34 protein-coding genes and 1 riboswitch are annotated in these 25383 nt (G+C 40.0%); of the genes, 25 read left to right on the top strand and 9 right to left on the bottom strand.

Annotated features, from left to right (window positions below; genetic code table 11):
- Nucleotides 1-320: 320 nt before the first annotated feature.
- The 9 genes from EJA10_RS03675 (at nucleotide 321) to EJA10_RS03635 (ending at nucleotide 7607) form a co-directional block, all read left to right on the top strand.
- The gene (locus EJA10_RS03675) at nucleotides 321-686 is read left to right on the top strand and encodes a hypothetical protein (RefSeq protein WP_125478648.1); all 366 of its coding nucleotides are present in this window, start codon (nucleotides 321-323) and stop codon (nucleotides 684-686) included.
- Between the two features lie 121 nt (nucleotides 687-807).
- Nucleotides 808-1140, top strand: a complete 333-nt coding sequence (locus EJA10_RS03670; RefSeq protein ID WP_125478647.1) for a hypothetical protein — start codon at nucleotides 808-810, stop codon at nucleotides 1138-1140.
- A 131-nt stretch (nucleotides 1141-1271) separates the two neighbouring features.
- A complete protein-coding gene (locus EJA10_RS03665; RefSeq protein WP_125478646.1) occupies nucleotides 1272-1733 on the top strand; it encodes a hypothetical protein in 462 nt (153 codons plus the stop codon).
- Nucleotides 1734-1893: 160 nt separating this feature from the next.
- A complete protein-coding gene (locus EJA10_RS03660; RefSeq protein WP_125478645.1) occupies nucleotides 1894-2421 on the top strand; it encodes an RNA polymerase sigma factor in 528 nt (175 codons plus the stop codon).
- The gene (locus EJA10_RS03655; RefSeq protein WP_125478644.1) at nucleotides 2405-3160 is read left to right on the top strand and encodes a hypothetical protein; all 756 of its coding nucleotides are present in this window, start codon (nucleotides 2405-2407) and stop codon (nucleotides 3158-3160) included. The genes EJA10_RS03660 and EJA10_RS03655 overlap by 17 nt, the downstream gene beginning before the upstream one ends.
- 367 nt (nucleotides 3161-3527) lie before the next feature.
- Nucleotides 3528-4493: a quinone oxidoreductase family protein gene (locus EJA10_RS03650; protein ID WP_125478643.1), complete on the top strand. Its 966-nt coding sequence runs from the start codon at nucleotides 3528-3530 to the stop codon at nucleotides 4491-4493.
- Between the two features lie 197 nt (nucleotides 4494-4690).
- A complete protein-coding gene (locus EJA10_RS03645) occupies nucleotides 4691-5443 on the top strand; it encodes an alpha/beta hydrolase (protein ID WP_125478642.1) in 753 nt (250 codons plus the stop codon).
- Nucleotides 5444-5543: 100 nt separating this feature from the next.
- Nucleotides 5544-5798 (top strand): hypothetical protein, encoded by a 255-nt coding sequence (locus tag EJA10_RS03640; RefSeq protein ID WP_125478641.1) that lies wholly within the window; start codon nucleotides 5544-5546, stop codon nucleotides 5796-5798.
- 561 nt (nucleotides 5799-6359) lie between these two features.
- Nucleotides 6360-7607 (top strand): cysteine desulfurase-like protein, encoded by a 1248-nt coding sequence (locus EJA10_RS03635; protein ID WP_125478840.1) that lies wholly within the window; start codon nucleotides 6360-6362, stop codon nucleotides 7605-7607.
- 39 nt (nucleotides 7608-7646) lie between these two features.
- On the opposite strand, the gene EJA10_RS03630 is transcribed toward EJA10_RS03635, so the two are convergent.
- Nucleotides 7647-8288: a glycosyltransferase gene (locus EJA10_RS03630; RefSeq protein ID WP_125478640.1), complete on the bottom strand. Its 642-nt coding sequence runs from the start codon at nucleotides 8286-8288 to the stop codon at nucleotides 7647-7649.
- A gap of 113 nt (nucleotides 8289-8401) precedes the next feature.
- On the opposite strand from EJA10_RS03630, the gene EJA10_RS03625 reads away from it, so the two are divergent.
- From EJA10_RS03625 to EJA10_RS03605, 5 genes are all read left to right on the top strand, one after another.
- Nucleotides 8402-8770, top strand: a complete 369-nt coding sequence (locus tag EJA10_RS03625) for a YhfM domain-containing protein (protein ID WP_125478639.1) — start codon at nucleotides 8402-8404, stop codon at nucleotides 8768-8770.
- Nucleotides 8771-8784: 14 nt separating this feature from the next.
- Entirely contained in the window at nucleotides 8785-9048 is a 264-nt protein-coding gene (locus EJA10_RS03620) for a hypothetical protein (protein ID WP_125478638.1), read from the top strand.
- A gap of 110 nt (nucleotides 9049-9158) precedes the next feature.
- Nucleotides 9159-9310: riboswitch (cyclic di-AMP (ydaO/yuaA leader) on the top strand.
- A gap of 92 nt (nucleotides 9311-9402) precedes the next feature.
- Nucleotides 9403-10740 (top strand): TrkH family potassium uptake protein, encoded by a 1338-nt coding sequence (locus EJA10_RS03615; RefSeq protein ID WP_281274472.1) that lies wholly within the window; start codon nucleotides 9403-9405, stop codon nucleotides 10738-10740.
- Between the two features lie 150 nt (nucleotides 10741-10890).
- On the top strand, nucleotides 10891-11391 hold the full coding sequence (locus tag EJA10_RS03610; RefSeq protein ID WP_125478636.1) for a GreA/GreB family elongation factor: 501 nt from the start codon (nucleotides 10891-10893) through the stop codon (nucleotides 11389-11391).
- A gap of 163 nt (nucleotides 11392-11554) precedes the next feature.
- Entirely contained in the window at nucleotides 11555-11749 is a 195-nt protein-coding gene (locus EJA10_RS03605) for a hypothetical protein (RefSeq protein ID WP_125478635.1), read from the top strand.
- Nucleotides 11750-12128: 379 nt separating this feature from the next.
- Here EJA10_RS03605 and EJA10_RS03600 read toward each other — a convergent pair whose 3' ends face one another.
- From EJA10_RS03600 to EJA10_RS03590, 3 genes are all read right to left on the bottom strand, one after another.
- A complete protein-coding gene (locus tag EJA10_RS03600; protein WP_125478634.1) occupies nucleotides 12129-13007 on the bottom strand; it encodes a LysM peptidoglycan-binding domain-containing protein in 879 nt (292 codons plus the stop codon).
- 83 nt (nucleotides 13008-13090) lie between these two features.
- The gene (locus tag EJA10_RS03595; protein ID WP_125478633.1) at nucleotides 13091-13678 is read right to left on the bottom strand and encodes an HAD-IA family hydrolase; all 588 of its coding nucleotides are present in this window, start codon (nucleotides 13676-13678) and stop codon (nucleotides 13091-13093) included.
- Between the two features lie 72 nt (nucleotides 13679-13750).
- The gene (locus EJA10_RS03590; RefSeq protein ID WP_125478632.1) at nucleotides 13751-14467 is read right to left on the bottom strand and encodes a 3-ketoacyl-ACP reductase; all 717 of its coding nucleotides are present in this window, start codon (nucleotides 14465-14467) and stop codon (nucleotides 13751-13753) included.
- Nucleotides 14468-14714: 247 nt separating this feature from the next.
- On the opposite strand from EJA10_RS03590, the gene spxA reads away from it, so the two are divergent.
- Genes spxA through EJA10_RS03570 form a run of 4 tightly spaced genes read left to right on the top strand, consistent with a single transcriptional unit; the run spans nucleotide 14715 to nucleotide 16140 of the window.
- Nucleotides 14715-15110, top strand: a complete 396-nt coding sequence (spxA, locus tag EJA10_RS03585) for a transcriptional regulator SpxA (protein WP_125478631.1) — start codon at nucleotides 14715-14717, stop codon at nucleotides 15108-15110.
- Between the two features lie 22 nt (nucleotides 15111-15132).
- Complete coding sequence (locus tag EJA10_RS03580) at nucleotides 15133-15288, top strand: BA3454 family stress response protein (protein WP_125478630.1); 156 nt, start codon at nucleotides 15133-15135, stop codon at nucleotides 15286-15288.
- A 48-nt stretch (nucleotides 15289-15336) separates the two neighbouring features.
- Nucleotides 15337-15750, top strand: coding sequence for an RrF2 family transcriptional regulator (locus tag EJA10_RS03575; protein WP_125478629.1), 414 nt, complete (start codon nucleotides 15337-15339; stop codon nucleotides 15748-15750).
- A gap of 60 nt (nucleotides 15751-15810) precedes the next feature.
- Nucleotides 15811-16140, top strand: coding sequence for an IDEAL domain-containing protein (locus tag EJA10_RS03570; RefSeq protein ID WP_125478628.1), 330 nt, complete (start codon nucleotides 15811-15813; stop codon nucleotides 16138-16140).
- A gap of 106 nt (nucleotides 16141-16246) precedes the next feature.
- On the opposite strand, the gene EJA10_RS03565 is transcribed toward EJA10_RS03570, so the two are convergent.
- Both EJA10_RS03565 and EJA10_RS03560 read right to left on the bottom strand, forming a co-directional pair.
- Nucleotides 16247-17245, bottom strand: a complete 999-nt coding sequence (locus tag EJA10_RS03565) for a DUF3231 family protein (RefSeq protein ID WP_125478627.1) — start codon at nucleotides 17243-17245, stop codon at nucleotides 16247-16249.
- 165 nt (nucleotides 17246-17410) lie between these two features.
- A complete protein-coding gene (locus EJA10_RS03560) occupies nucleotides 17411-17989 on the bottom strand; it encodes a CBO0543 family protein (RefSeq protein ID WP_246017673.1) in 579 nt (192 codons plus the stop codon).
- Between the two features lie 130 nt (nucleotides 17990-18119).
- On the opposite strand from EJA10_RS03560, the gene EJA10_RS03555 reads away from it, so the two are divergent.
- Entirely contained in the window at nucleotides 18120-18809 is a 690-nt protein-coding gene (locus tag EJA10_RS03555) for a DUF421 domain-containing protein (protein WP_125478626.1), read from the top strand.
- 10 nt (nucleotides 18810-18819) lie between these two features.
- On the opposite strand, the gene EJA10_RS03550 is transcribed toward EJA10_RS03555, so the two are convergent.
- From EJA10_RS03550 to EJA10_RS03540, 3 genes are all read right to left on the bottom strand, one after another.
- Nucleotides 18820-19143: a hypothetical protein gene (locus tag EJA10_RS03550; protein ID WP_125478625.1), complete on the bottom strand. Its 324-nt coding sequence runs from the start codon at nucleotides 19141-19143 to the stop codon at nucleotides 18820-18822.
- A gap of 406 nt (nucleotides 19144-19549) precedes the next feature.
- Complete coding sequence (locus EJA10_RS03545) at nucleotides 19550-20065, bottom strand: hypothetical protein (RefSeq protein ID WP_125478624.1); 516 nt, start codon at nucleotides 20063-20065, stop codon at nucleotides 19550-19552.
- 71 nt (nucleotides 20066-20136) lie between these two features.
- Entirely contained in the window at nucleotides 20137-20289 is a 153-nt protein-coding gene (locus EJA10_RS03540; RefSeq protein WP_125478623.1) for an aspartyl-phosphate phosphatase Spo0E family protein, read from the bottom strand.
- Nucleotides 20290-20500: 211 nt separating this feature from the next.
- On the opposite strand from EJA10_RS03540, the gene EJA10_RS03535 reads away from it, so the two are divergent.
- From EJA10_RS03535 to EJA10_RS03510, 6 genes are all read left to right on the top strand, one after another.
- Nucleotides 20501-20827 (top strand): hypothetical protein, encoded by a 327-nt coding sequence (locus EJA10_RS03535; RefSeq protein ID WP_125478622.1) that lies wholly within the window; start codon nucleotides 20501-20503, stop codon nucleotides 20825-20827.
- A gap of 170 nt (nucleotides 20828-20997) precedes the next feature.
- Entirely contained in the window at nucleotides 20998-21870 is an 873-nt protein-coding gene (locus EJA10_RS03530; RefSeq protein ID WP_125478621.1) for a LysR family transcriptional regulator, read from the top strand.
- Nucleotides 21871-21996: 126 nt separating this feature from the next.
- Entirely contained in the window at nucleotides 21997-22920 is a 924-nt protein-coding gene (locus tag EJA10_RS03525) for an AEC family transporter (protein ID WP_125478620.1), read from the top strand.
- Nucleotides 22921-23183: 263 nt separating this feature from the next.
- Nucleotides 23184-23663, top strand: a complete 480-nt coding sequence (locus EJA10_RS03520; protein WP_125478619.1) for a DUF2975 domain-containing protein — start codon at nucleotides 23184-23186, stop codon at nucleotides 23661-23663.
- A gap of 10 nt (nucleotides 23664-23673) precedes the next feature.
- Nucleotides 23674-23883: a helix-turn-helix domain-containing protein gene (locus EJA10_RS03515; protein ID WP_125478618.1), complete on the top strand. Its 210-nt coding sequence runs from the start codon at nucleotides 23674-23676 to the stop codon at nucleotides 23881-23883.
- Between the two features lie 271 nt (nucleotides 23884-24154).
- On the top strand, nucleotides 24155-25162 hold the full coding sequence (locus EJA10_RS03510) for a DUF3231 family protein (protein WP_125478617.1): 1008 nt from the start codon (nucleotides 24155-24157) through the stop codon (nucleotides 25160-25162).
- The last annotated feature ends 221 nt before the right edge of the window (nucleotides 25163-25383 follow it).

The following is a 25383-nucleotide window of genomic DNA, read 5'->3' as shown; positions in this document are numbered from 1 at the left end:
TCTCTCTATGAATGTAGATGAAGATAAAGCAATGGTAATCTTTATGTTCCTGGGTATCTCGATCGTACCGCTTGTGTCGGCCTGGCTGGCAGGTGTTACGACAAAAAAAATAAATAAACTTAATCGACAGAAAAAAATTATAATAATTCCGGTTCAATCCTTTTTAGCAATATGTATATCCATCTTTTTATTTAAAGGTTAAGTGAGATTTAATTATATTCACTTTTTTATGGAGAATTCATTATTAAACAAACGTGGCAGGGTTAGTAGAATAAAGGAATTATCACTAAGGAAAAATAATCTTGAGGTGGTGATAATTCGTGAAGAAAATAATCATGATGTTTGTTGTTGGATTACTATTAGTTGGATGGAATGGAATTCCCAAAAATGAATTGCTTGAAGAAACATTATATAGTAGATACCATTCTTATCTCGAACAAACCTATTCAGATTTTATTCTGTGTCCCAAAATAGATAAAATTGAAAGAATAGATGGTGATATCCGTAGACATACTGTTAACGCAAGTGGTTTAGATTACGATGGTCATCATGGAGATATCCCCTACGATAGAATTCATTTCACACTGACTGACACTCCAGAAAAGGGTGTTGTTATCAATCAAGTTAGATTAGAAAAAGGAATTCCCGAAAAGGAAAGTCTTAAACAGTGCGGAAAGCGAAACTAAAATTCTGAAAAAAAAGCTAATGGGTGTGTTAATCCAGGAAGGATTAACCGCCTTTTTTGTTGAATTCCATATTGAATAAACGAAGCAGGTTGAAGATACTGTTAAGGAAGTGAACGGAAATTTGAGGGTATACATAGGATTATTTATTGCCGCTTTACTTTTACTAACCGGTTGCAACAATGATTTACCAACATATATTTTGGATAAAAACATCAATATCATTGAAATTGATGATATGGAATTTGCGATTCATAGATTAAGTTATAAAGATAAAACGTATATTTCTGAGCCCGAACAATATATCAACTCAGAATTTTATGAAAGGCTTGAAATAGGAAAACAAATTGGTAGAACAAGTGATAATTTACAGGTCCATATTGTTAAAAACGGTGCAAAGAGGCTGGTAATAAAAGGGTTCATGTATCCAGAGGATTTTTTTATCTTAAATAATTAAAATAAAGCAATGTTCAGAATGGGGAAGGGCTTCTTTTCTTATTGAAGTATAGATGCAGTAATGTTCAAGAAGGATTGACATCGTAAGGAGTCGAATATTATCGGTATCCTTATGATAAGGGAATGATATAAATGGAACAAACCATTTCTATAGAGGTAGAAGTAGATTCACTAGAGTTCAACCAAAATATTATTGGGAACATTTCTTTTGTTGTTGATTACCATCGTTATTTTCCCGATGAAGGATGGTCTGATTTTGTAGTAATTATTTTATCTTGGTGGATTAAATCATTTAAAGGATTGTTAGTTTCTTCTATAGGCCGAACATTCAAGTTTGACTTTATGGATGGAACTCCTATTATTCTCGGGAAAAAAGTATGTCCATCTCGTATTGAATTATCGTTCGAATTTGAAAAGGGAAAAAGGGTATTGGAATTCACCGCAATTTGCAAATTAGAGGAGCTGGGGAACAGTCTGCTTATAGCTTCAAAAAAGGTTCTAAGAGCTGTTGAAAGAAATAAGTGGAGCAGCGAAGAGATAGCTGAACTTAAAGACTTAACATTGTCACTCGAACGTTATTTTCAAAGTAATTAAACTATCAATAAAGTTATATTTAAGAAGGAGTTGCTATGCCAGCTCCTTCTTTTTGCTATAGGAGCCGATAAAAATATAAAGAAAAATAATAAAACAAACCAAAACCTTTTTCGAACCCACACGTCTAAGAATTAAGTGAATTAACAAGGAGAGAAATTAGATGGCTGACTACAGGGAAGAGGATATTCATGAGTGGTACAATCTGTATCATCAAACAATTTTTAAATTTATTTTTATGCTTACAAAAGATTATCAGCAAGCTGAGGATTTAACTCAGGAAACATTTTTTAAGGCCTATAAATACCATCATACTTTCAAAGGGGATTCTAGCGAAAAAACATGGTTGTTCAGTATCGCTCATAATGTGACTGTTGACCACATGAGAAAACAAAAGCCAATTCGCTTTTTTAAAGAGTTCTTCCAACCTCAAATTGACATTAAACTATTGCCGGAAAATGTGGTCCAGCTTAAAGAAAGCTCAAAGGAAATTCACGAAGCATTAAGTGCACTTAAACATTCGCACCGGGAAGTTATCATCCTTAGAAAGATCAAGGGTTTTTCAATTACCGAAACAGCGGAGATATTGAATTGTTCGGAAAGTAAAGTAAAGTCCACATTGCATCGTGGGATGTTAGCTTTGGAAAAAAGATTAATTAAGGAGTCGGGGTTAAATGAACATACAAAGTGAATTGAACACTTATAATCGTGCTCTTCAGAAAGTAGAATATGATTTGGAATGGAGTCAGGAGCAAGCCGATTTAGTCAGGAGAAAACTGGAGAGGCAAATTTATAAGGAAAAGGTTAAGTCTCGTGCTTTCAAAATTTTTGGATACGTATCGACTATAAGTATCACTTTTTCTCTCCTTTTTTTGCTTGTTATTCAATTGGGAAATGGAGATTCATTTGTTTCAGGGATGCTATCAAAAGAAGAAAAGCTGTATACAATGGAAGTAATTGACGGGATAGAGAGACCGGTTTTAACCGAAAAAGGGATGGAATATGTTGTTTATCCAATGGATGCCCACAAGGAGATCAATACAATCTCAGGAGAACCATTTCTTGGCGTATCTGTTGGAAAAATAGGTAGTAAAGAACAAATATATACACAGGCGATTTACCCGACTTCAGAAGGAAGGTTTATTTCAGTACATTATTCAATGAATGAAACGGGATCAGTTGAAGAAATGAGTAGATATTTTTTACCCGAATATCCCCTCTACGGAACAAAAGTCACGGAAATAAATGTTTCAGGGCAACGGGCATTTCTACATGAACCAACAACAGAATATGGAACAGCTGCGCTATATATCGTTACTAAAAAGTATGTATATTATATGACTAATCAGGGGTTGATAGATAAGCAGAAGGGTGATTCTGGGGAGTTAATCGAACTTGCCAACTTGTTTAACTTTGAGGTTGAAAGATAAAGATTGGATTTTAGAATTATAACCTACCTATATAATTGCCGTTGCATAAATTGGGGGAATAATTAAATTCAGTGAGTTAAGTGAACCGTTATAATTTAAGGCAAGGGTGCTTTGCTCCAAGAAGCATTAAGGCCCTTTTTGTTAAATTCCTTATTGAGCTAAAGGGAGGTTAGTATAAAATGGATTCTGGATTGATATAAGAAATACTAATAATAGATTCGAATTTTGTTAAATAGGAGAAAGATTTCTTTGTCTATATCGGTTAATTTATATGATTAGATATTGTTATAACTTTCGATAAAATTATTCGAATTTTTAAATCACTTTAAACGTGATAGGCTTAAATTGAATGGGAAGGAGAGATAGTATGAAAGCAATAATTCAAAAAGAATTTGGTGATGCTAGTGTCCTTACATACACAGATATTGATTTGCCGAAAATAGGCGAAAAAGAAGTTTTAATAAAAGTGGCTTATACGAGTGTTAACTATGCGGATATTAAACAACGTAAAGGAAATAAAGGTAAAGGTAATTTTCCTTTAACACTTGGATTGGATGTTGCGGGGACAATTGAAGAGGTCTCTCCTAATTCAAACTTTTCAAAAGGTGAAAGGGTTATAGCTTTCCCAAAAGCTGGCACCTATGCAGAATATGTAGTAGCAAATGAGCAATTAGTATTTAAAATTCCAGATAGTCTATCATTTGAACAAGCTGCAACAATGCCAACGGTTTCTATTTTATCTTATGTACTTCTTTTTGAAATTGGGCAAGTCCAAAAAACAGATACTATTGTTATTCATAGTGCCGCTGGTGGCGTAGGTTCTATGCTTGTGCAATTGGCAAAGTTAGTTGGTGTTCAAAAAATTATATGTACCGTTGGAAATCTAGATAAAGAAAATTATGTGAAAACATTAGGGGCCAATATCGTATGTACCTATGATACATTTGTAGAGAAAGTTTTAAAGGAAACAAATAATTTGGGAGCAAATATTATCTTTGATTCTGTTGCTGGTGATGTCTCTAGTAAGAGCTTAGAATGTTTAGCGATATATGGGACACTTGTTCAATTTGGCAATAGTAGTGGAAAAACTGGTGCTTTTAAAACGAGCGATGTCCATAGTAGTTGTAGAAATATTAAAGGTTTTAGCTTAGGGACAACGAGAAAACATTATCCAGAGAGATTAGCTCCTGTCGCAGAAAAAGTTTTAGAACTATTTGCCTCCAAGATATTGACTCTTTCCATAGCACGAGTATTCAATTTATGTGATGTAGCACTTGCTCATAAATTAGTTGAAAGCCGTAATTATGAAGGTAAAGTGTTAATAAAAGTTTAAATAATAAAAGCTCAATTTAAGATTACTGTTATCAAGAACAACAGAAAATAAATAATAATTTATGAAAGATCGCACTTAAACTATCGGGTGCTAATCTTCAATAAGGATCTAAGACAAAAACTCCAAATTTGGGTCCTTATTTTATGGTCATTTATCATCAACATTAGGTAATATTTATGGGGAAATGAGGGAATAGAATGATAGAGAATTTAACTTTACCTCTGTTCGGTGAGGAGCGAAAAATCAGGGTTTATCTGCCGGCTGACTATGCTGGTGGCAGTAAGCAGTATCCTGTCCTGTACATGCATGATGGCCAGAATGTTTTTGGGAGTGAGGATGCCATAGGCGGAATTTCGCTTGAACTGCATGAATATTTGGATGACAATAAAGTGAACCTGATTGTGGTGGCGATTGATCAGAAGAGCGAGGAACGGATGAATGAATATTGTCCGTGGGAAATCGGGGAGTACAGTGCAAAGCTCACTGGCGAACAGTGCTCTGACGGCGGAAAGGGAAAGGAATATATTAAATGGGTTGCGGAGGAGTTAAAACCTTTCATTGATGAGCAGTATCGCACTGATCGGGCTGAAACTTACATGGCCGGGATTTCTCTAGGTTCGCTGATCACAACATATGCCGTATGCGTGTATCCCCAGGTGTTCAAGAGGATTGCAGGACTTTCATCGGCATACTTCCGAAACTACGAAGGAATCACTGCTCTACTAAAAGAGTCTAATCTCTCACACCTTGATAAAGTATATCTAGATTGTGGCACAATGGAAGGCGGAAAACAGATCGCTCCAGGATTCCTGCAATCAAATATAGACATCTATGAACTTATCAAACAAAAAGGAATACAAACAGAATTCAAAACCATCCAAGACGCAAAACATCATTACTCCGACTTTAAAAAGCGATTTCCAGAAGTTATGAACTATCTAATAAGCTGAAACAGGGGGACGGTTCTCCTGTTTCTTCCATTTGTAGGACATGTAACCATACCCTTGTCTTCCTCCTTGAATACCTTGTAATAAAGGAGGTGAGAGGAAGATGCCGAGGGAGAGAAAAAAACAGCCTAAGAACGATATTTCCGACCTATTGTGCAATCCTAATCTCAGGTCTGTTCCGTTTCCGAAGTTAAAGGTCATTCCTGTAAGAGATATTCCTGATGACTGCACTTTGGTTTGTGTCGGGCCGATTTGCTATTTAGCGTGTTTTGGTGCTGATGAAGCCTTTACCGATTGTGATATTGTCTGTGATGAAGAAGATAATTGCTTTATAATTTGTCATTTTGATAACGATTGAGCGAGCATGAGATGATTCTCATGCTTTTTTAAATAGTCGTTTTAAACGGGAATCTTAGGATCATAATGTTCTATTGGTGCCCTACTTTTCTCGATTTAGGGAACTTAGGTCACCAACAAGGGTGATTGGTGTCTTTTTTTTGCGGTGTAGCCAAAAAATAGGTCACCAACAAGGGTGATTGGTGCCCTTTTTTGCGGTGTAGCCAAAAAATAGGTCACCAAAAGGCACCATTGGCGCCCTGTTTTACGTAGCAGCTGGAATTTAGGTCACCAATAAGGTGTATGGGTGCCCTGTTTTGGTAAAGAGTCGAAAATTAGGTCACCAATAGGGGTGATTGGCGCCCTGTTTTGAGGAAAAGACGAAAACTTGGTAACCAATAGGAGAAAATGGAGCCTTTGCCGAAGTTCGGATCACCGCAATAGGGTGTATAGGCGCCCGTTGTTGGACACACCCATACATTCAGGGCTCAAACTGAATTTACTGGATCACTTCACGCTTCAAGTTATTTGAAAATTATGACATAATAGAATGGAGAATTCCTAAAAGGGGTGGATCTGGTTGGTGAAAGAGTTTCCGATTGAGCGTGTTAGAGAGAGGTTTCCTGCTTTGAATCGAATGGATCATGAGCAACAGGTGATTTTCTTTGATGGTCCTGGTGGTACGCAGATGGCTGATCATGCGATTGAATCGATGTACCGGTACATACGGAATGGAATGGCGAACCTCCATGGGACTTTTCATTCGAGTAAGGATACGGATGCTATGCTGGATGAAGCGAGGGAGGCGGTAGCGGATCTACTCGGGTGTCAGGCGAAAGAGGTCGCGTTTGGAGCGAATATGACTACGCATGCGTTTGCGATTGCGCGCAGCCTTGCCGGTTTTATCAATGAAGGTGATGAAATTGTTGTCACAGAACTTGATCATCGTGCCAATGTGGATCCGTGGATAACACTGGCGAAAGACAGGGGAGCAACCGTTACGTTCATCAAGCTGGATCCAGAGACTTTCACATTGAAATTGGATGAGCTGGATGAGGTGATCACCTCGAAAACAAAGCTTGTAGCTGTCGGCATGTCATCCAATGTCACTGGAACGATGACGGATGTCAAAACGGTCGTAAACCGTGCCAAAGAGGTTGGGGCTATGACCGTTGTGGATGCTGTCCACGGCGTTCCCCATCTGGCGATTGATGTAGAAGATCTAGGATGCGATATTCTTTTATGCTCTGCTTACAAGTTTTTCGGTCCGCATGTGGGAATTGCTGTAGTCAGGGAAAAACTGTTTGAGAAGCTTCCTGTTTATAAGCTGCAGCCGGCCCCAAATGAAATTCCTTACAAGCTGGAAACGGGTACGCAAAATCATGAGGGTATTGCCGGTGTAATCGGCGCTATCAGGTTTATCGAGGAACTTGGTTATGGTGAAACAAGAAGGAAACGGCTTCAATCGGCAATGTTAGTCATCGAGGAGTATGAGAATGAACTGGCAGCTGAAGTGGAGAACTTTTTGCTCAGCCTTCCAGAAGTGAAATTATTTCGTGCAGTTTCTTGTCGCAGGACACCGACCTTTGCTTTTACGATCGAGGGACAGAACTCTCGTGATGTCACGGCCTGGCTGGCTGATCAATACAATATGTGTGTAGCCGATGGAGATTTTTATGCTTCGAACATGGCTGAGGTCCTCGATGTGTATAACACCGGAGGATGGGTTCGCATTGGGCTGGCACCTTACAATTCGATTGAAGAAATTCAACAATTTAAGCAAGCTCTGACAGCATATATCGAGCAGCATTGCAGGAAAGCCGTTATATAAAAAGAAAGTCCGGCATTATTATGCTGGACTTTCTTTGAGTTATTTTTCAAATTTCTCAGGAAACTGTTTTATCACGGCATTCGCAATAGCATCGGACATCATGATGATATGGGTAAGCCCGTCATCAATCGAAACAATTCTAGCTTCCCAGTTTTTTGACAAGCTTGCCGATAAATCATCCGTCACCAGTTTTAGATGCATATACATCATTTCTTTTACATCAGCTTCTTTTAAATTTGGATTGGCTTTGCTCAGGAAGGCGGAAATGTCATCAGCATTCCGGTACCATTCTTTGTTCAGCCTGTTTACCTCGGTGGTGTTGCCATTTTTAGCGGCTTCAACAAGGTCACCGGCAATGACAATATGCTCTTTAAGCAATTCCGTCAGTTGATTTCCCGCTTCGTCGCCATATACCGGCTTGATTGCATTGCCGATATCCTCCTGGTTCCTGAGCAGTCTTTTAAGCACATCCTTTTGGTCCTCAGCCCCGGCGGTGGTGGCACTGGTAATATAATTGCTTGTCCATAAAACATGATCAACCCAAAGTCTGCGGAAATCATTTTTGAATTTTATAGCTGGATGACTGACCCGATGATGATGTCCTTTAGCATATGCATCCATTTGTCCAGCGATATTGAGCGAGAGGACAAGAATGAATGCCAACAACAATGATTTTTTCATACGATCTTCTCCTTTATGTTAAAAATATCCTCACTTAGTATTCATATCTAATTAATTTTTATACCATTGAAACTTCTTGTGATAAAAATCGTATAAATAATCGGAGGTGCAGTGTGAAAAAGCTTACTTTTATTCTTGTGATGGTAGTTGCCTTTATCGTTGGCTGTTCTTCAGAGCCAATTGAAGAAGTGAATGTCTACAAAATGAAAAGCTTTAGTGAAACGGATATGGACATCCTGGTTAAGTATACCGATTCAAAAGTTATTAATGCTTTTATAAAGGCCTTTAATGCTGCTCATAAGGAACCGGGTGTAGTAAATATGGCCGATCCAGATTACAAAGTTGAACTTGGAGATGAAACGTATTTTTTATGGCTTGAAGATGATCATGGAACCATCATGAATATGGAGGACACCAACACGATCTACACACTTTCAAAGAGGTCGGCAGGAATTCTGTATAAAACGATTATGGAGAAATAAGGGGGAGAATAAAATTGAACAACGAAAAAATGAAGACTTTTACTCTAAGTGGAATTGGCGTGGGGCTTGTCGGGTTTATTATGATTTTTTTTAGCACAGACTTTGGATCGTCTTTCGCTGATTCCTGGCTGGCGGACAGGGGTGGCGCAGATACAGGTTTTTATCACATCATGGTCGAAACTTATATTCACAACTTCCAGATCGCCGGAGGTATATTGTTTGGGTTAGGTCTTCTGGTGTTGTTAATGGCATCGTATAAAATGCTGGATTCAAAATGATTGCTGCCCTTTAAAGGCGGCATTTTTTTGTGATGTACAAGCATCATTTTTTAAAAAGGAATTGACATAGTAAAACTATAGGAGTATTTTAAATTTATTAATTTCATAACAAAGCCTTTTTGCTGAATCATGATGAGCGGGGGAACCAATTTTGATCGATGTATTTGATCTTGGGGTGAATTTTAGCAGGTACGCTAAAAGGGGATGCTCTCAATCCCTAATCCGACAGCTAACTCCGTAAGCCTAATTTCTGAGAGAAGGGTTAATGCAGCCATTGACCATTCTTTTATTTGGAATGGTTTTTTGTTTTGCGAAAAGGCGGAAAGTTTAAAGGGGTTATCTCTCTTGGGAAAAATATTCAAGGACCGGTTAAAGCCTGCACAAATTATTGTGTTATTTTATGTGGTTGCTGTTTTTTTATCAGCCAGCCTTTTGAGTTTGCCTATCGCACATAAGCCTGGAGTGCATTTGTCATTTCTCGATGTTGTGTTTACCGCGGTGAGTGCCGTTAGCGTTACTGGTCTGACCGTTGTATCAACACCTGATACGTTTAGTACACCAGGAATTTTTATCTTGATATTCATCCTTCAGTTTGGTGGAATCGGAATTATGACGCTCGGGACATTTTTCTGGTTATTGCTAAGAAGGAAAATCGGGCTGAAGGATCGCCAGCTGATTATGACGGACCAAAACCAGTCCCATCTGTCTGGATTAGTCAAACTAATGAGACAAATATTGTCCATCATCCTGGTAATCGAGTTTTTCGGAGCGATCATTTTGGGGACCTATTTTCTCGCCTATTTTCCAACATGGCAGGAAGCGTATTTACAAGGCATGTTTGCTGCGGTAAGTGCGACGACCAATGCCGGTTTCGATATCACAGGCAGTTCACTGATCCCTTTTGCTAATGATTACTTTGTTCAAACGGTGAATATCCTTTTATTAACTTTAGGAGCAATCGGATTTCCTGTGTTAATTGAAACAAAGGAATTCATTTTTAATCGAAAAACAAAAAAGCGGGCTCATTTTTCGTTATATACGAAGTTGACGACCTTGACATTCTTTTTCCTTATGTTTTTTGGCACGATCATGATTTTGCTGTTTGAATTTAATCATTTTTTCAAAGAGTTAAGCTGGCACGAGTCCTTCTTTTACGCATGGTTTCAATCCTCGACCACACGAAATGGCGGTCTGGCAACGATGAATGTCAGCGACTTCACAGATCCAACGTTATTTCTGCTGATCTTCTTGATGTTTATTGGGGCCTCGCCAAGCTCTGTAGGTGGCGGAATCAGGACGACGACATTCGCTGTGATTATTTTATTGATTTATACGTTCTCGAAAGGTCATAACTCAATCAAAATTTTCGGTCGTGAAATCCACGAGGAAGATATAAGGAAATCAGTTGTTGTCAGCTTTTTAGCGATCATTCTCTGCTTCGCAGCGACGACCATTCTAACTTCTACGGAAAACTTCACTACAATGGAAATCATGTTTGAAGTAAGTTCTGCCTTCGGGACAACAGGATTATCAATGGGGATTACACCAGAATTGAGTCCGATTGGTAAAACAATCATCATCTTGCTGATGTTCATTGGAAGGATTGGAATCCTCTCATTCATCTTCCTGTTCAACCGCGGAGAAATCGAGCCGAAATGCCATTATCCAAAAGAGAGATTGATTGTTGGATAATGGAAAATTTGTTTTAGAAATGAGCGTTGATCCTGTGTGGGTCAATGCTCTTTTTTTCAAAAGGGAGCCTTTGTAAAGCAAATTTAGACCAAGTCGGTGACGGGAAGGGTATAATAAAAGAATCAGTTCTTTTTGAATAAGGAGAAGAATATGTCAGTAAAAATCACACCTAATGGAGAGCGATTGATTCTTCAGCAAATAGCTGATCTCGAGCAAGAATTGAAGCAGGTAAGGATTGATAAGAATATTGCCTTTAATGCTTGCGGGGACGACAAGCTGGCCAATCCTAATTTTCATAAACTCGAGCAGGATGAACGCCAGCTGGAGGAACGCATCCGTGATTTTCAGCATGTGTTGAAAACAGCAGAAAAGATTGAGTTTGTTGAGCGTAACAAAGAAGTGGTTGAGATTGGCTCGATTGTCAAGTGCTTGATGGAGTATCCGGATTTTACCGAAGAAGAAGTGTATGAAATTGTCGGCTACGGAGAATCCAATATTGAGGAGAACAAACTGTTTTACGGCACACCGGTGGCCATGAAGCTGCTCGGTTTAAGAGTTGGCGAGGAGACGGTTATGATTGTGCCTTCAGGAAAAGTGAAATGCAGGATTTTGAAGATGTATGGTTCGTGGGATGAAGTGGAGAAAAACTAGCATCTGAAAATGTATGGTTCGTGGGATGAAGTGGAAAAAAACTAGCACCTGAAAATGTATGGTTCGTGGGATGAAGTGGAGGAAACTAGCTTCTGAAATGTATGGTTCATGGGATGATGTTGAGACAAACTAGCACGTTGGTAAAATGATTTGAGGTGATGAAATGACGCTTGGGCTTTTTTTAGTTGGGATAGTGGTCGTTGCCGCTCTAGTAGCAACCCTGCTGCTGGCCGGCAGAGGGGAGAAGGAGTACAGCGAGTCAACCAGGAGAAATACTGTCAATCTTTCTTTGATTTATATTGTGGTAATCGTGTTATCCTTTGTCGCTGTTGGGATTTACATTCGATGGTTTGCATAGTGTTGAAAAATGGACCAGCAAAAGCTGGTCCATTTTATTTTATAAAGGGTGAAGCATGGTTGGAGTTGTGTGAGGTACGTTAATTACCGCATTTTAGCAGGTATCACCAGTTATCAATAAAAAATGTTACTGATTACTAGCATGTTTGCGTTGTTCCAACTGAGCCATTGCAAATTTCTGAGTTGTTGGCTTGGTTCATGCAGTGGATAAGGCTTGATTAAAAGCCGTCGGTCAAATTTTCACTACGAAATGGAGGTGATCCACTACGGAATTTGTGTTTTTCACTAAGAAAACGGAACTTTTCACTTCGAAATAACACCTTTTCACTACGAAATTCGGCCTTTACACTACTTTTTACAAAATATAGCAAAAGTGCGACTTACTTATTTCGGAACGCTGAGCTTAAATCCAAATATTGAACTGTCTTCAAATCACGGTCAAATTGAACAATCAGCTTCTGCTTGTTGAATGAATAGATGTACTGTTCGCATTTGGCGCTTTCGTAACAGGAGACTGATTTAACTTCATTCGGATATCCGTAAACATTCAGAATTTGGGTTTTGTTTTTAGGCAAAGTGTGACTTCCTAAATATTCAGGGTAAACCTGCAGCCCGAAAACGGATCCGTTTTCCATATTGAAGTTAACCCGGACACCAGCTCCGTCATTCTTATAATAAAGCGAGCGGATGTTCAATTGATCCTCTGTTTTTGCAGGTTTTCCGAACTGCCACAGAAGGTGTTGATAGGTGGATTCAATTTGGACACCATTAATGTGAAGCGGCTTTTCTGTCAGGACATAGGCATCTTTGATCCCATGTTTTTTCAAGATGTCTTTTTGCTTCTCGGCGTTGTCTTTCTTTGAAAAAACACCAGCCTGTATCCGATAATAATGTTTTCCATTGATTACCTTTTTTACAACAATCGCTTCAATCCCTTTCTTTTTCCAAAAGGAAACTTGCTGGTCGGCATTGTCTTTCTTGGCAAAAGAACCGCCAACTACGACATACATGGGCTCAATGTCGGAAGCGGGGAGTTGGAGCTTCTGGCCGATATAGATGGTGTTGTTCTTCAATCCGTTGTAGTCTTTCAGCTCCTGGACGGTCAGGTTATATTTCTTTGAAAGGCTGTACAATGTATCACCTTTTTTCACGGTGACTGCATTCCCTTCAGCAAATCCGAAACCATTGGCAAAGAACAACAGGGAGAACGTCAATAAAGCCGTAATACCTAGCAACATGAACACTTTGATTTTTTTCATTCTAATCACCTCATATATTCTGACGAGATGATTCAGGCTTTGTTGCGAAAGGATAAGCCCGTTTTTTGAAAATGTGAGCGGAATTACTTTTTCGATTGCTGAAGCGGGTTAAGGACCAAGGGAATGAAATCAGCGAAGCTTTCAAAATGGTAATCGGCTTCGATCCCCTTGTTCTTGAAAGCGGCGGTCTTGATGTTCAGTTTCCGTGCGGGAATGAGGTCCAGCTCCCGGTCGCCTACGACAAGATCGATGTGGTGACTTTTTAGCACATACTCATAGGACGCGCTATCTGGTTTCCTGGCAAATCCCTGCTCTTCAACTGCAACGACTTCTTTAAAATAGTTCCTCAGGTTAAACTTCTCCAGGAGATAAATGGTCGATTCCTGATCCCTGTGTGTGACGATGATATTATCACCCACCTGTGATAAGACTTCCTCCAGATGGTTGAAGGGGTTGCTGATTGTTTTTGCGTAGTGATTATGTAATTTCGTATATTCTCCCCGTTGTGATTCATCGATGCCATAATGTTTGAATGCCGTTTTTGAATCTTTTTTCAGCCAATTCAGTACTTCCTCACGATACAGGTCTTTGCCGCTCAATTCAACAAATCCCTCTACCAGCGCTGGATACGTGTCAAAAAGAGTGCCATCGAAATCCCATAATATATTCATTTTCTGCCTCCTTCATATAAAGTACAAAACTGCACCGCCTGAAGTTCAAGGGTGCAGTTTGAAATTTTCTTTTTATGGATTAGTGGACCATAATCCAGCCGTTTTAACAAGGACCCGAGGGTGCAGCTTCAATCCTGATACGATTAAATCAGCAAGATCCTCAGGCTGCATGACATTCTCAGGGTTGCCGCTGATCAAATTGCTTTCGACTGCCAAATCCGTGACGACTGTGCTCGGCGTTAAGGCTGTCACACGGACATTGTGCTTTCTGACCTCGAGCATTAGGGATTCTGTCAGCCCTAAGACTGCGAATTTGGAAGCGGAGTATGCACTTGTGACAGGCGCACCTTTTTGGCCTGCAGTAGAGGAGATGTTCACAATGTCTCCTGACTTTCTTTCGACCATTTCAGGTAAAACTGCACGGGTCACATTGTAGACACCCATCAGGTTGACGCGGACGATATGCTCCCATTCTTCAGGAGTCAGATCCATGAAGCCGCCAAATTTCGCTGTACCGGCATTATTAATCAAAATATCGATCTGGCCGAGGTCGGATTTGATATGTTCAACCGCATGCTGAACGGCTTCTAGGTCGGATACATCCGCAGAAGCTGCTGAAATGTTCACATCATATTGTTCAAGCTTTTCAGCCACTTTTTCTAGATTGGACAAGTTCAATCCGATCAACCCAAGATTGACGCCTTCTTTAGCCAGGGCAATCGCGGTCGCACGGCCAATCCCACGGCCTGCTCCAGTAACGATTGCTGTTTTTCCTTTAAGAGAAATCATGAGATCATTCCTTATCATTAGATTTTTTACGAGTAAACACCTGAAGTCCTCTCCAGTTATCCTCTATTATTATTCAAGATCAGCCTGCTTGTCATACATTTTGATTCGGGAGTTAAATTCCTTATTGACGAAATGAACTGTAAAGTTTATTATTACAGTATTACCTAACTGTAATGGATCAGGTTACAGTATTAAAACAACTGTAATAAATGAAATTACAGTACGAGTTCAAAGGGGACGATGTAGAATGGTAACTTTGTATATCACATCAAGCTGTGGTTCTTGCCGGAAAGCGAAAGCGTGGCTGCAGGAGCATCAGATTGATTTTATCGAAAGAAATATCGTGAATGACCCTCTGACCGTCAGTGAGATCAAGTCGATTCTTCGCATGACAGAGGACGGAACAGAAGATATCATTTCAAAGAATTCGAAGAAGTTTCAGCAATTGGACTTGGATATCGACTCTTTGCCGCTGAATCAATTATATGAATTGATCATTAAAAATCCGCAAATGCTGCGCCGTCCGATTATCCAGGATCATAAAAGACTGCAGGTTGGCTATAACGATGAAGAAATTCGCAGTTTCCTGCCTCGTAAGCTTCGCGCATTTCATGGACTCGACGAGGAGAGACTGGCCAATTAATAACGAGAAGGGAGGAAGGGATATGATGGAAGTATTCCTGACGATCGCATACAAAGGGAAAAATTATCACACCAATGTGATTGTCGATAAAGGGATTTCATGGGAAGAAATCCACCGGGTGGCGGAAGCCCAAGTGGAGAAGCAGTGGAGCAAAAGGGCTTTTAATTTGACTGCCTAATCTGTAACGTATATTATTACAGTATAAATAGAGGTTAGGAGGCAGGCAATGAATAGTGATTTTACCCTAGCCATTCACAGTTTAACCTATCTTGCGTTGCAGCCGGACCGTATGTCTACGAGCGACGCGATCTCGGAGAGTGCTGGCGTGCATCCAGTGCGTATCCGCAAAGTGTTAAGTTTATTAAAAAAACACGGATTCATTGTTTCCAAAGAAGGCACCGGAGGCGGATTCATTTTTGCAGCCGAGCTCGAAAACGTGAATCTTTGGGACATCTACAAGTTAACCTCAGAAGGTGCTCTTCAGCCGAAATGTCCGGACTCAAATGAACGTTGTCTTGTCGGGGCGAATATGCACAAGGTTTTGTTTGCGATTTTCCTTGGAGCTGAGGAACATCTGGGAGAATTTTTGAAAAACTATTCTATAAAAGAAGTAGTCGATCTGATTAAGCACGAGAAGTAGGATGGCTCTTCTTGATATAAATGTAATAAAAAATTTTACAGTTTAAGAGGTGAAAAGCATATGTCCAATCATAATGACATTTTAAAAGTGGGGGATTGGATCAAAGGGAACTCAAGGGACGGAGAATTAATCATTGGTTATGTCGAATCATTTAATATCCTCGAAAACCTGGTCGGTGTGACAGTCACAAAGAGTGACCATGACGCTTTGGCTGGTAAAACAATCCCTCTTTTACAAACTGATGTGAAAAAACTGCCTGACCCCCATGTGAAAAATAAAGAACAAATTCACTACCTGATTGACCTTGCGCTTGCAACCGGGGATGAAGCGTGGTTCATGGAACTCTCTGAAAAGCTCAACTCGATGAGGGAACTTGTGAAAGGTGTATAAGCAGAAGACGGTCCTCCTTTGTGAAAAAGAAGGACCGTTGGTTTGTATATAGGCAATTAAGAAAATTGAAAGCTCGGAAATTGACCGTATTATCAGCTGTGCTTAATTACTCTGCGATTTCTTTTCTATTGGGTGCTAGAGGTGGTTGTTCTAACCATCTGTTTTTCTCCATAATGTCAAACCATGATTTTGTCACCATTAAATTTTTTAAAATGATACTTTCATACGTTGTGATTAGATCTGTTCTCATAGCTGAAGCCAAACCTGTCCCGTGATAAACCTGAGCGGCCTGGTACAAGAAACCCGTATGATACAACATTAACTTATCGGAAAATGGAGATACAGTAGATGTTGTTACTTCTGTTTCCCAGGAGGATGGAACAGGTAAGTTATCGTTATGCATGATTTTGGAAAAAGTTTGAATTTGTTGGTCAGCTGTTTTCTCCGAATCCGATAAAAACTTTCTCACTTCACTTGATTTTGCAACCTGACTGAATGCAATTGAAAGAGTTTTCGCCATTATGGTCTTCTTTAGATTGAAAGAAATGCTAATAATCTCTGTGGCTGATAAATTTCTGCCTCTGCCAAATAATCCATCTATGAAGTCTTCGCTTTCAATAAATTCCGGGTTCGCTGCAGGATAAAATAATGGATCTCTCTGAAAAATGCCTTTTGCCAGCAGTAGTTCAATCGTCTGGTGGTACATTTTTTTCGCGTCATTGTCACATGAGTCATAAAAATCCCTTAAATCTTTCCGGACAGAAACCCCTAATGCAGTGGTGTGGCCTACCAAACCATGCAAAGTCATAATATGTAAATAATTCAAGCAAAAAGTGTCTGTAAAAAGCCGCTCGGCACCTTTATTTAGGTCGGTTTCATTAAAGCCAATAGGTACTGGGAATCCTTCGTCTTCAAAAAAAATAGCGATTTGTTTCTTTTGTCGTTCAAATATGTTAATTGCTTCCTCAAAAATGGCTTTTATTGCGTCGTCTTCAATGATGGTGTACATATACCGATTTACAACATCTGTCATCGTCCCGTTAACATATTCTCCCCACAATGACCCTATTTCAGAAGAAGTTAGTTTTAATTTTTCCTGATCCATATTTTCACCTCGATAAGTAGTATTCCTTACTGCGGATAAAATATTGATAAGTTGTGATTGTAAATTGAATTATTATCAAAAAAGGTTGCAGTACCATACTAAGGAACTGAAGAAAAGTCTTAGCCAATAAGATGCACATGTTCTTCGGCTGGCAAGGAGCCGTACTTAATCTGCGTTGTTCTCAATCTTATCTTCAATTCTCCTGAAGCTTTCACGTTTGCTGAACCAGTCGGCGATTAAATACATGATGGCCAGCATCAAAAAGGAGTATGTGTATTTCCAGTCTATTTGTTTGTACAAGTGAAGCTGTTCCATGATGGGCATTCCGATGTATGCACTGACTCCGCCAAAAAGAATCCCTTTAATGACCGGGTGTATATTTTGCTTATATTGAATCAGGAACATGATGGTGACCGGGACGACCGAGTAGCGGAAGGAGTAGCTAATAGTTGGCAACGGTATTACCTTTACTGGGTATGACCATTTCCCTCGGTCCACTCCATAGGCATCCAAAATCGATGACAGAAAAATGACGACCAGGGCAGCAGAAAGCAAACGGGCTGTACTGTCTTTTTTTCGGAAAATTGCCCACAGGACCCATGGAACAGTCAGCATGCATAGGGCGACCCACCAGCTAGTTGTATAAGCAAATCCTTGAAAGGAAGCATCCGCTATCATTTTATTGGCATCGACAATAATCTTGTTGGCTTTTTCGACTTGGTCCAAGGCTTCCTGAAAGGTCATTCCAAACACTCCTATGTAAGATACTAACTCATAGTTTTTTATTCCAGAATTTTTTTATGCATATTTTTCTAAAATCAGGGGTTCAAGTTCTTCGCTTTTTCCCATAATGGGTAACGAAGGAGTGGGAGTCTTGAATCATTATTTATCAATAGCATTGGAGTTAACAAGCGGGTTTGTCTTCTTATTCATCATGACGAAAATGCAGGGGAAGACTCAGTTTTCCCAAATCACCCCGTTCGACTTTATTTCGGCGATCATCCTTGGTGAATTGGTGGGGAATGCCATTTATGACCATGAGGTGAAGATTGGCGAAATCGCTTTTGCGGTCGCGTTGTGGGGTGTGCTTGTATATGTGACCGAAATCGTGACTCAGAAATTCCTGGGATCGCGAAAATTGCTTGAGGGTGAGCCGAATATTGTTGTACGCAAGGGGAAAATCAAATTCGAAGCGTTGAAAAAAGCAAAACTGGATATCAATCAGCTGCAAGGGTTAGTACGGCAGCAGGGCTATTTTTCGCTTAGGGAAGTTGAATATGCAATCATCGAAACGAACGGAATGGTCAGTGTCCTGCCAAAAGCAAAGTACGACACGCCTAAAAACAGTGATATGAAAATAAAAGCACAGGACCCTAGCATTCCAGTCAATATGATACTTGATGGGAAGGTCGTTTCCGAGAATCTCAAGGAAGCAGGGGTCGATGAGCAGTGGCTGAAGAGGGAGTTGGAGAAGCAAAAAATCCATCACGTTGATGATGTGCTGTTCGCGGAATACATGGAGAACGAGCCGCTTTATGTGCTTGGTTATGAGAAAAAAGGCTGAACGAAGGAGTTCAGCCTTTTGATTTTAACGCAAAAAATAGGATTGGGTTTATTATGGTGAATACCATGACAGCCAGGGCTGTTGTCGTGCTGGTTGGATCTCCTCCAAAGCTAAGCTCATCGACTATAATAGCATCATAATAGATCACCTGAACGGTAATAATTCCAAAGATGGCAGACAAACTGATCACACTGAATGTATTCAGCATTCGCTGCCGGGTCCTGGGATAAAGAATCAACAGCAGCAGAATGATCGAAACTAGCAATAGAGTGAAAAAAACAGGCCTTAATAATGTAAAAACTCCGTCTGATAAAAATGTTTCATATGTATACATAGGCATCTCCTTTTATAGGATTTAAAACGGGTAGGAAAGTGTCGGCAACTGGATTTAAGCATCCTCATCTGGTATTAAATCATTCTCAACTGGTATTAAATCATTCTCAACTGGTATTAAATCGATGCCACCCGGAATTAACCTCAAAAAAGCTGAACCAGCAAGCTGCAGGTTCAGCTTCTTTGTGTGGACGGTCCCGAAGACAGGGACCGTCCTGCTGATAGAAGGAGTACATAAGGACTATCGGTCAGCGACCTTCCATTCGCCATAGTAGGTTATAGGTTACAGGTGAAGAAGTGATGGGGCAATGTTCATTGGTTTGCCATTGGCCATTCCTAATCTACTATTAGATTTGAATAAGAGGTCTCCTTCTATCCCTTGGAAGGGAGTCTCACCCCTCCAAGGATCAGAAATATTTATCGCTGTCAAAATCTAATTCTACTGTGTAATTCTTGGCATTGATCAGGTTGGAAAGCTTGTTTGCCTGGCGCTCGGCTTCGAGTGCTTTTACCCTGTATGCTTCAGGTTCAAATGTTGCGACGCGCATCATCAGCACAGTCTCATTAAAAAGGTAAGCAGTCTCTTCCTTAGGTGCCATGGCGAACTCCTTCAGCTTCCGGGCCTTTGCGCGGAGCTGTGTAGCCAGTTCAATTGCCTCGACTATTGTTAACGTCTCATTGTTAAAAGGAACTTCGTGATCGATATTGGCACGATACACGAGTTTGTCCAGAAGACGGAAATCCTTCCGCACCTCATCCATCTCCCGCTCAACGTCTGCGAGAGTCCTAGATTGCTTGGGAAGCGCACTGTCTTTTTCAATCGTCACAAAAGCAACGCGATCCATTTCATCTTCAAGCTCACGAATTCTCTTAGCCAGTACACTTTTCAGCTTTACTGCTTCAGCTAGTGTTATTTTATTCACGGGTAATCTCCTTTGATTGGGGATATGTGGTAATAGAATACCATATTCTTGAAAAAGGGCACAAATATTTGTCAGGATTTCTGATATTTTAAGATGAGTTTATCAAGATTCTGGCTCAGGCGGATGGTTTCAGAACTATTAAAACCTTGGGCGGTCGCAACCTTGATCAGTTTCCTGCGGCAATCTTCAATTTTTTTACGAAGGAGTTCTTTTTCAGTATGCATTAGGCTTGCCTCTATCCTTGTTTTAACTATAGTTTAATAAAGATGTACGTAAGACTTATTTTACCAGCACTTTGAATTAAATGTAAGTGCATTTTTATGAGATTTATATGGTGATAGAAGCGCTTTCAGTATGCACGAATCCCATCTAGAAGGGATTCGTGCTCATTTGTAGAATTTATTTAAGGAAGATGAAGAGGAATAGGAGGAGCAGATGATAACACCGTTATTAGCTGGATCTTATTATCTGATTTGGGGCTTTTTACGAAATCGATCAAGCAAAACGAACCATAACATTAACAAGGCGATTAAAAGTAGTTTATCTGCTGATGATTTACCAAAATACCTGAATCAAACGGGAACAGTTTTTATGGCAGTCGGGGTCCTCATCATTTCAATCGGGCAAGTGGAGCACTGGTATAATCCTCATCCATTTGTCCTGATACTGGGCGCAAGTCTATTAGGTGCCATTTGTTTAGCTTTTCTATTAAATATAAATAAGAAGTATTTAGGAAGATTTATTCCTCGGTGGGAAGAGTAAGTTCGTTACGGTTTAGTCCCCTGGTGCAAGAAGATAAGGCTGGTTCTTTATATGAAGCACAGGCTAGGCGGTGGGTTAGAATTTTTAAAATGAGCCATGAAGCAACATGGGGGGGCTGGGAACCCTGCCAGGGTCATCAAAAATATTAACTAGAGGGCTTGGAGGACAGCATGGATGAACGGGATTGGCAAATCTTAAAAGTTTTACATGAAAAGAAGAATATCACGAAAACAGCTCAAAGCTTGTACATATCCCAGCCTACTTTGACGAAGAGAATCCAGCAGATGGAAAAGGAATACGACCAGCAGCTCATTATTCGAGGGGCAAAGGGAGTCCAGTTCACGCCGCAGGGAGAATATCTTGTGAAATGTGCGGACGAAATGCTTGCCAGGATTATTCAAATCAAAGAAACCGTTCAAAACATGGACAATGAGATTAACGGAACTTTACGGCTCGGAGTTTCCAATTACATCACAAGGCACAAGCTGCCGGGCTTGTTAAAACTGTTTCGTGAACAATTTCCCAAGGTGAACTATAAGGTAACAACAGGGTGGAGTTATGAAGCGCTGGATCGCGTTTACAATCGCGAAGTCCATATAGGATTTGTCAGAGGCGATTATGATTGGGGTGGAGCCAGGCATCTCCTGTTTGAAGAGAATATCTGCGTCACCTCGAAGGGGAAAATCGATCTTAAGGACTTACCGGCATTGCCGAGAGTACAATATGATACGGACCATGCCTTTAAGGCATTGATCGATAATTGGTGGACGAGCACATTCCCCGAACCTCCATTGATTGGGATGGAGGTCGATAAAGCGGACACATGCAAGGAAATGGTGAAGAATGGATTGGGATATGGGATTCTGCCGAGTGAACTTGTCGGTAATGAACCGAACCTGCATTCCATTCCGTTGCTTGATCGAAATGGGGTACCACTTGTTAGGAAAACGTGGATGCTGTATCACGAGGAATCCATGGACCTTCGAGTCGTGAAGGAATTTGTTGATTTTATCAAGGCATTGGATGTTAAAAATGATATTTGATTCATGCATGGGTTCTCATGACCCATGCTTTTTTTTATTCGTTTTTCGAATGGCTCTTCATAGCTTTTTTGAATTTTAACGATGCCTAAAAGCTCCTTATAATTTAAATGGAAAAGAGGTGAGTGTATGGAAGTTTTATTTCTTATTTTAATGAAAGTGATTATGCCGGTGTTCTTCCTGATTGCTGTCGGTGCATTCCTTCATCGGAAATTTAAGTTTGATATGGGGACACTGTCCAAGTTGAATAATTATTTGCTCATGCCGGCTGTAAGCTTCGCCAATATCTATGAAAGCAGTTTAGGAGGAACCATTGTTGTCTATATTATTGGATTCCTGGCTGTACAAAATTTCTTTCTGATCGGTTTGAGTACCGGCATTGCCAAGTTACTTAAATTCGAAAAAGGGTTATCGGCTACTTTTAAAAATAGTGTCGTCCTGATCAACTCTGGCAACTTCGGATTGCCTGTAAGCCAACTGGTTTTTCAGCACAATCCGATCGGTTTATCGATCCAAATTGTGGTGATGATTTTTCAAAATCTGCTTACCTTTACATACGGGATCTTTAATTCAGTATCCGTTCAGAGTAAGGGCCTCCAGGCGCTGAAGATATTTTTTAAAAACCCGGTCATTTATGCTTTATTGTTAGGGGTGTTCCTTCGGGTAACTTCCATTACCATCCCCGAATTTATCTGGACCCCAATAGAAAACACGTCAAATGCATTTTTGGCGATTGCTCTGATCACGCTGGGGGCACAGAGCGCATTTATAAAATTCCATCGCTTTTCTACGCCGCTGGTACTCACTTTATTGGGCAGGCTGGTGGTGGCACCTGCCATTGCTTTCGTTTCCATCTTACTTTTAGGCCTGGAAGGTACTGTTGCACAGGCGCTGTTAATCGCCAGCTCGTTCCCGACTTCCAGAAACAGCTCTCTTTTAGCGCTGGAGTATGGAAATCATCCGGAGTATGCCGCTCAGGCGGTGTTATTTTCGACGATATTCAGCATGTTGACGGTTACGTCGGTGATTTATTTGTCTGAGTTTTTATTTTAATGGAGATGAGTGCTGCAGGAAAAATTATTCTCTTAATAATCCGTGATAATTGCGTAATCAGTTGGTTTAATTGCACAAAACCCTACAATAATTGCACGAAAAACGAATGGAATTTCTTACTCAGGCTGCTTAATTGCACGTTCGTCCAAATAAAGGGAAATAAGTCGATTGATCGCTGAATGTAAAATTCAATAAAAATTTATTGAAAAACGATAAATAATCTATTACAATCAAATTATAAATTTACATTCGAGGTGTGAAGGATGAAAAAAGAAACATTCTTTTTAAAAATCGTGTTGTTTTTAATGGGTCTTCCTGTTTTAGCTTTAGCAATCTTTGTGTTGCCGGAGATCGCTGAGTTTTTTGCGGAGTTAAATCCTACGTTGGATTTTTTACAATATCCATTTTTGCTTGGATTGTATGCAGCCGCGGCTGTATTTTACGGAGCTCTTTTCCAGACATTCAAACTCTTAACCTATATTGACAAGAACGAGGCGTTTTCGGATTTGTCTGTGAATGCATTGAAAAAAATTAGGAACTGCGGCATCATCATCGGCGGACTATTCGTGATTTTTATGCCGTTGATCTATCTGATGGCCGAGATGGATGATGCACCAGGAATGATCTTGATCGGAATGGTCATCATTTTCGGGTGCATGGTGATCGCAGTCTTTGCCGCTGTTCTCCAGAAGCTTTTAAAAACAGCCATCCATATAAAATCAGAAAATGATCTTACGGTCTGAGGTGAAAAACATGGCGATTATAATTAACGTTGATGTAATGTTGGCAAAAAGGAAAATGAGCGTCACCGAACTGTCAGAGAAAGTCGGCATCACCATGGCCAACCTGTCCATATTAAAAAACGGCAAAGCAAAAGCAATTCGCTTCTCCACATTAGAAGGAATATGCAAAGCCCTAGACTGTCAGCCCGGAGATATATTGGAATATAGAAGTGACGAGTAAAACACGGGGACGGTTCTTGTGTTTTGATAGCAGTCGCTGACAAATTATTAAAACAGTAGAACCGTCCCTCTGTGTTTGTTTTAGGGGATGAGAAAAAGGTAGTTGAATAACATCGGATATAAATAAATGAAGCAGGCGTACACTAAGAAGCGAAACCTAAGCTTTTCGATATCGATATCAGAGCTAGTAGGAATATCCAGCTGGAATTTTATAAAAATGGAACACCTGGTTATACTAACCTAGATAAAATACTCGGAGGTATGGTACATATATGGAGAGTCAATATCATGATACCAAAATAACATCATCGGAGCTTGCAAATCTTTGGATGCAGTATATAAATGATAGCCTGGCACGATGTATTTTTCAGCATTTTCTATACCATGTTGAGGATCAAAATATTCGGGAAGTGCTCCAATACGCCCTTGAATTATCGGAGAGTCACCTAGGAAAGATCGAGGGATTTCTAACAAAAGAAGGATATCCTAAGCCAATGGGTTTTACCGCTCAGGATGTTACAGTTGAAGCCCCGCGATTATTTACAGATACTTTCATGATAGTTTATACACAAATCATGGCTATACATGGTTTAACCAGATATGCCGGGGCAATTGGGAATATAGTGAAGGATGAACAGCGGCAATACTTTAGTCAAGTTATGATTGAATCGCTGGAACTCTTTAATAAAGCAACTGCGGTACTTTCAACTAAAGGGATTATTAGTAAACCCCCTACATTTAACAATCAACAAAAGGTAGAGTTTATCAAAAAACAAAGCTTTATAACAGGATGGTTTGGAAAACGCAGGCCAATAAATGCAGTGGAAGTCAGTGGTACATATCTAAACTTACAGAAAACAATGGTTAAAATTATCTTGGAATTAGCATTCGGGCAGGTTTCCCAATCAAAGGAAGTAAAAAAATTTATGGAGAGGGGAAGGCAAATTTGCATAAAACATTATGAAATCCTTTCATTAATGTTGAAGGAAGACAATTTGCATCTCCCAAGAACATTTGAATCGGAGGTTACCGATTCAACAATCCCTCCATTTTCAGATAAGCTCATGCTATTTCATGTTTCAACCCTTCTTTCATCTGCTATCGGATATTATGGAGAAGCCTTGGCTTTGTGCCAACGGAGAGATTTAGCTGTCAGCTATGCCACAATGATAGCTGACATTGGGATATTAGCAGAAGATGGTATGAATCTTTTGATAAATAAGGGCTGGATGGAACAACCTCCACTCGCTACTGACCATGAAGGCTTATCAAAGAATTAATTCATGCTCTTTTTCTGTAAAACACGGGTAAAACACGGGGACGGTTCTTCTGTTTTGGTCGCAGTCGCTGACTAGTTATTAAAACAGTAGAACCGTCCCTCTGTTTTTTACCAAAAGTGCATGACCCCAAAAGGGTTCGTGCACTTTTTTGTTGAATGTTTAATGGAAGGATTTCTTAATAGAGGTGTAAAGTACGTTGAGACGTGCGTGGTGTATGAAGA

The organism is Mesobacillus subterraneus (assembly GCF_003937825.1).
Classification (GTDB): Bacteria; Bacillota; Bacilli; order Bacillales; family Cytobacillaceae; genus Mesobacillus; species Mesobacillus subterraneus.
The sequence above is the reverse complement of the archived record's forward strand: the minus strand, read 5'-3'. Positions and strand labels throughout refer to the sequence as shown.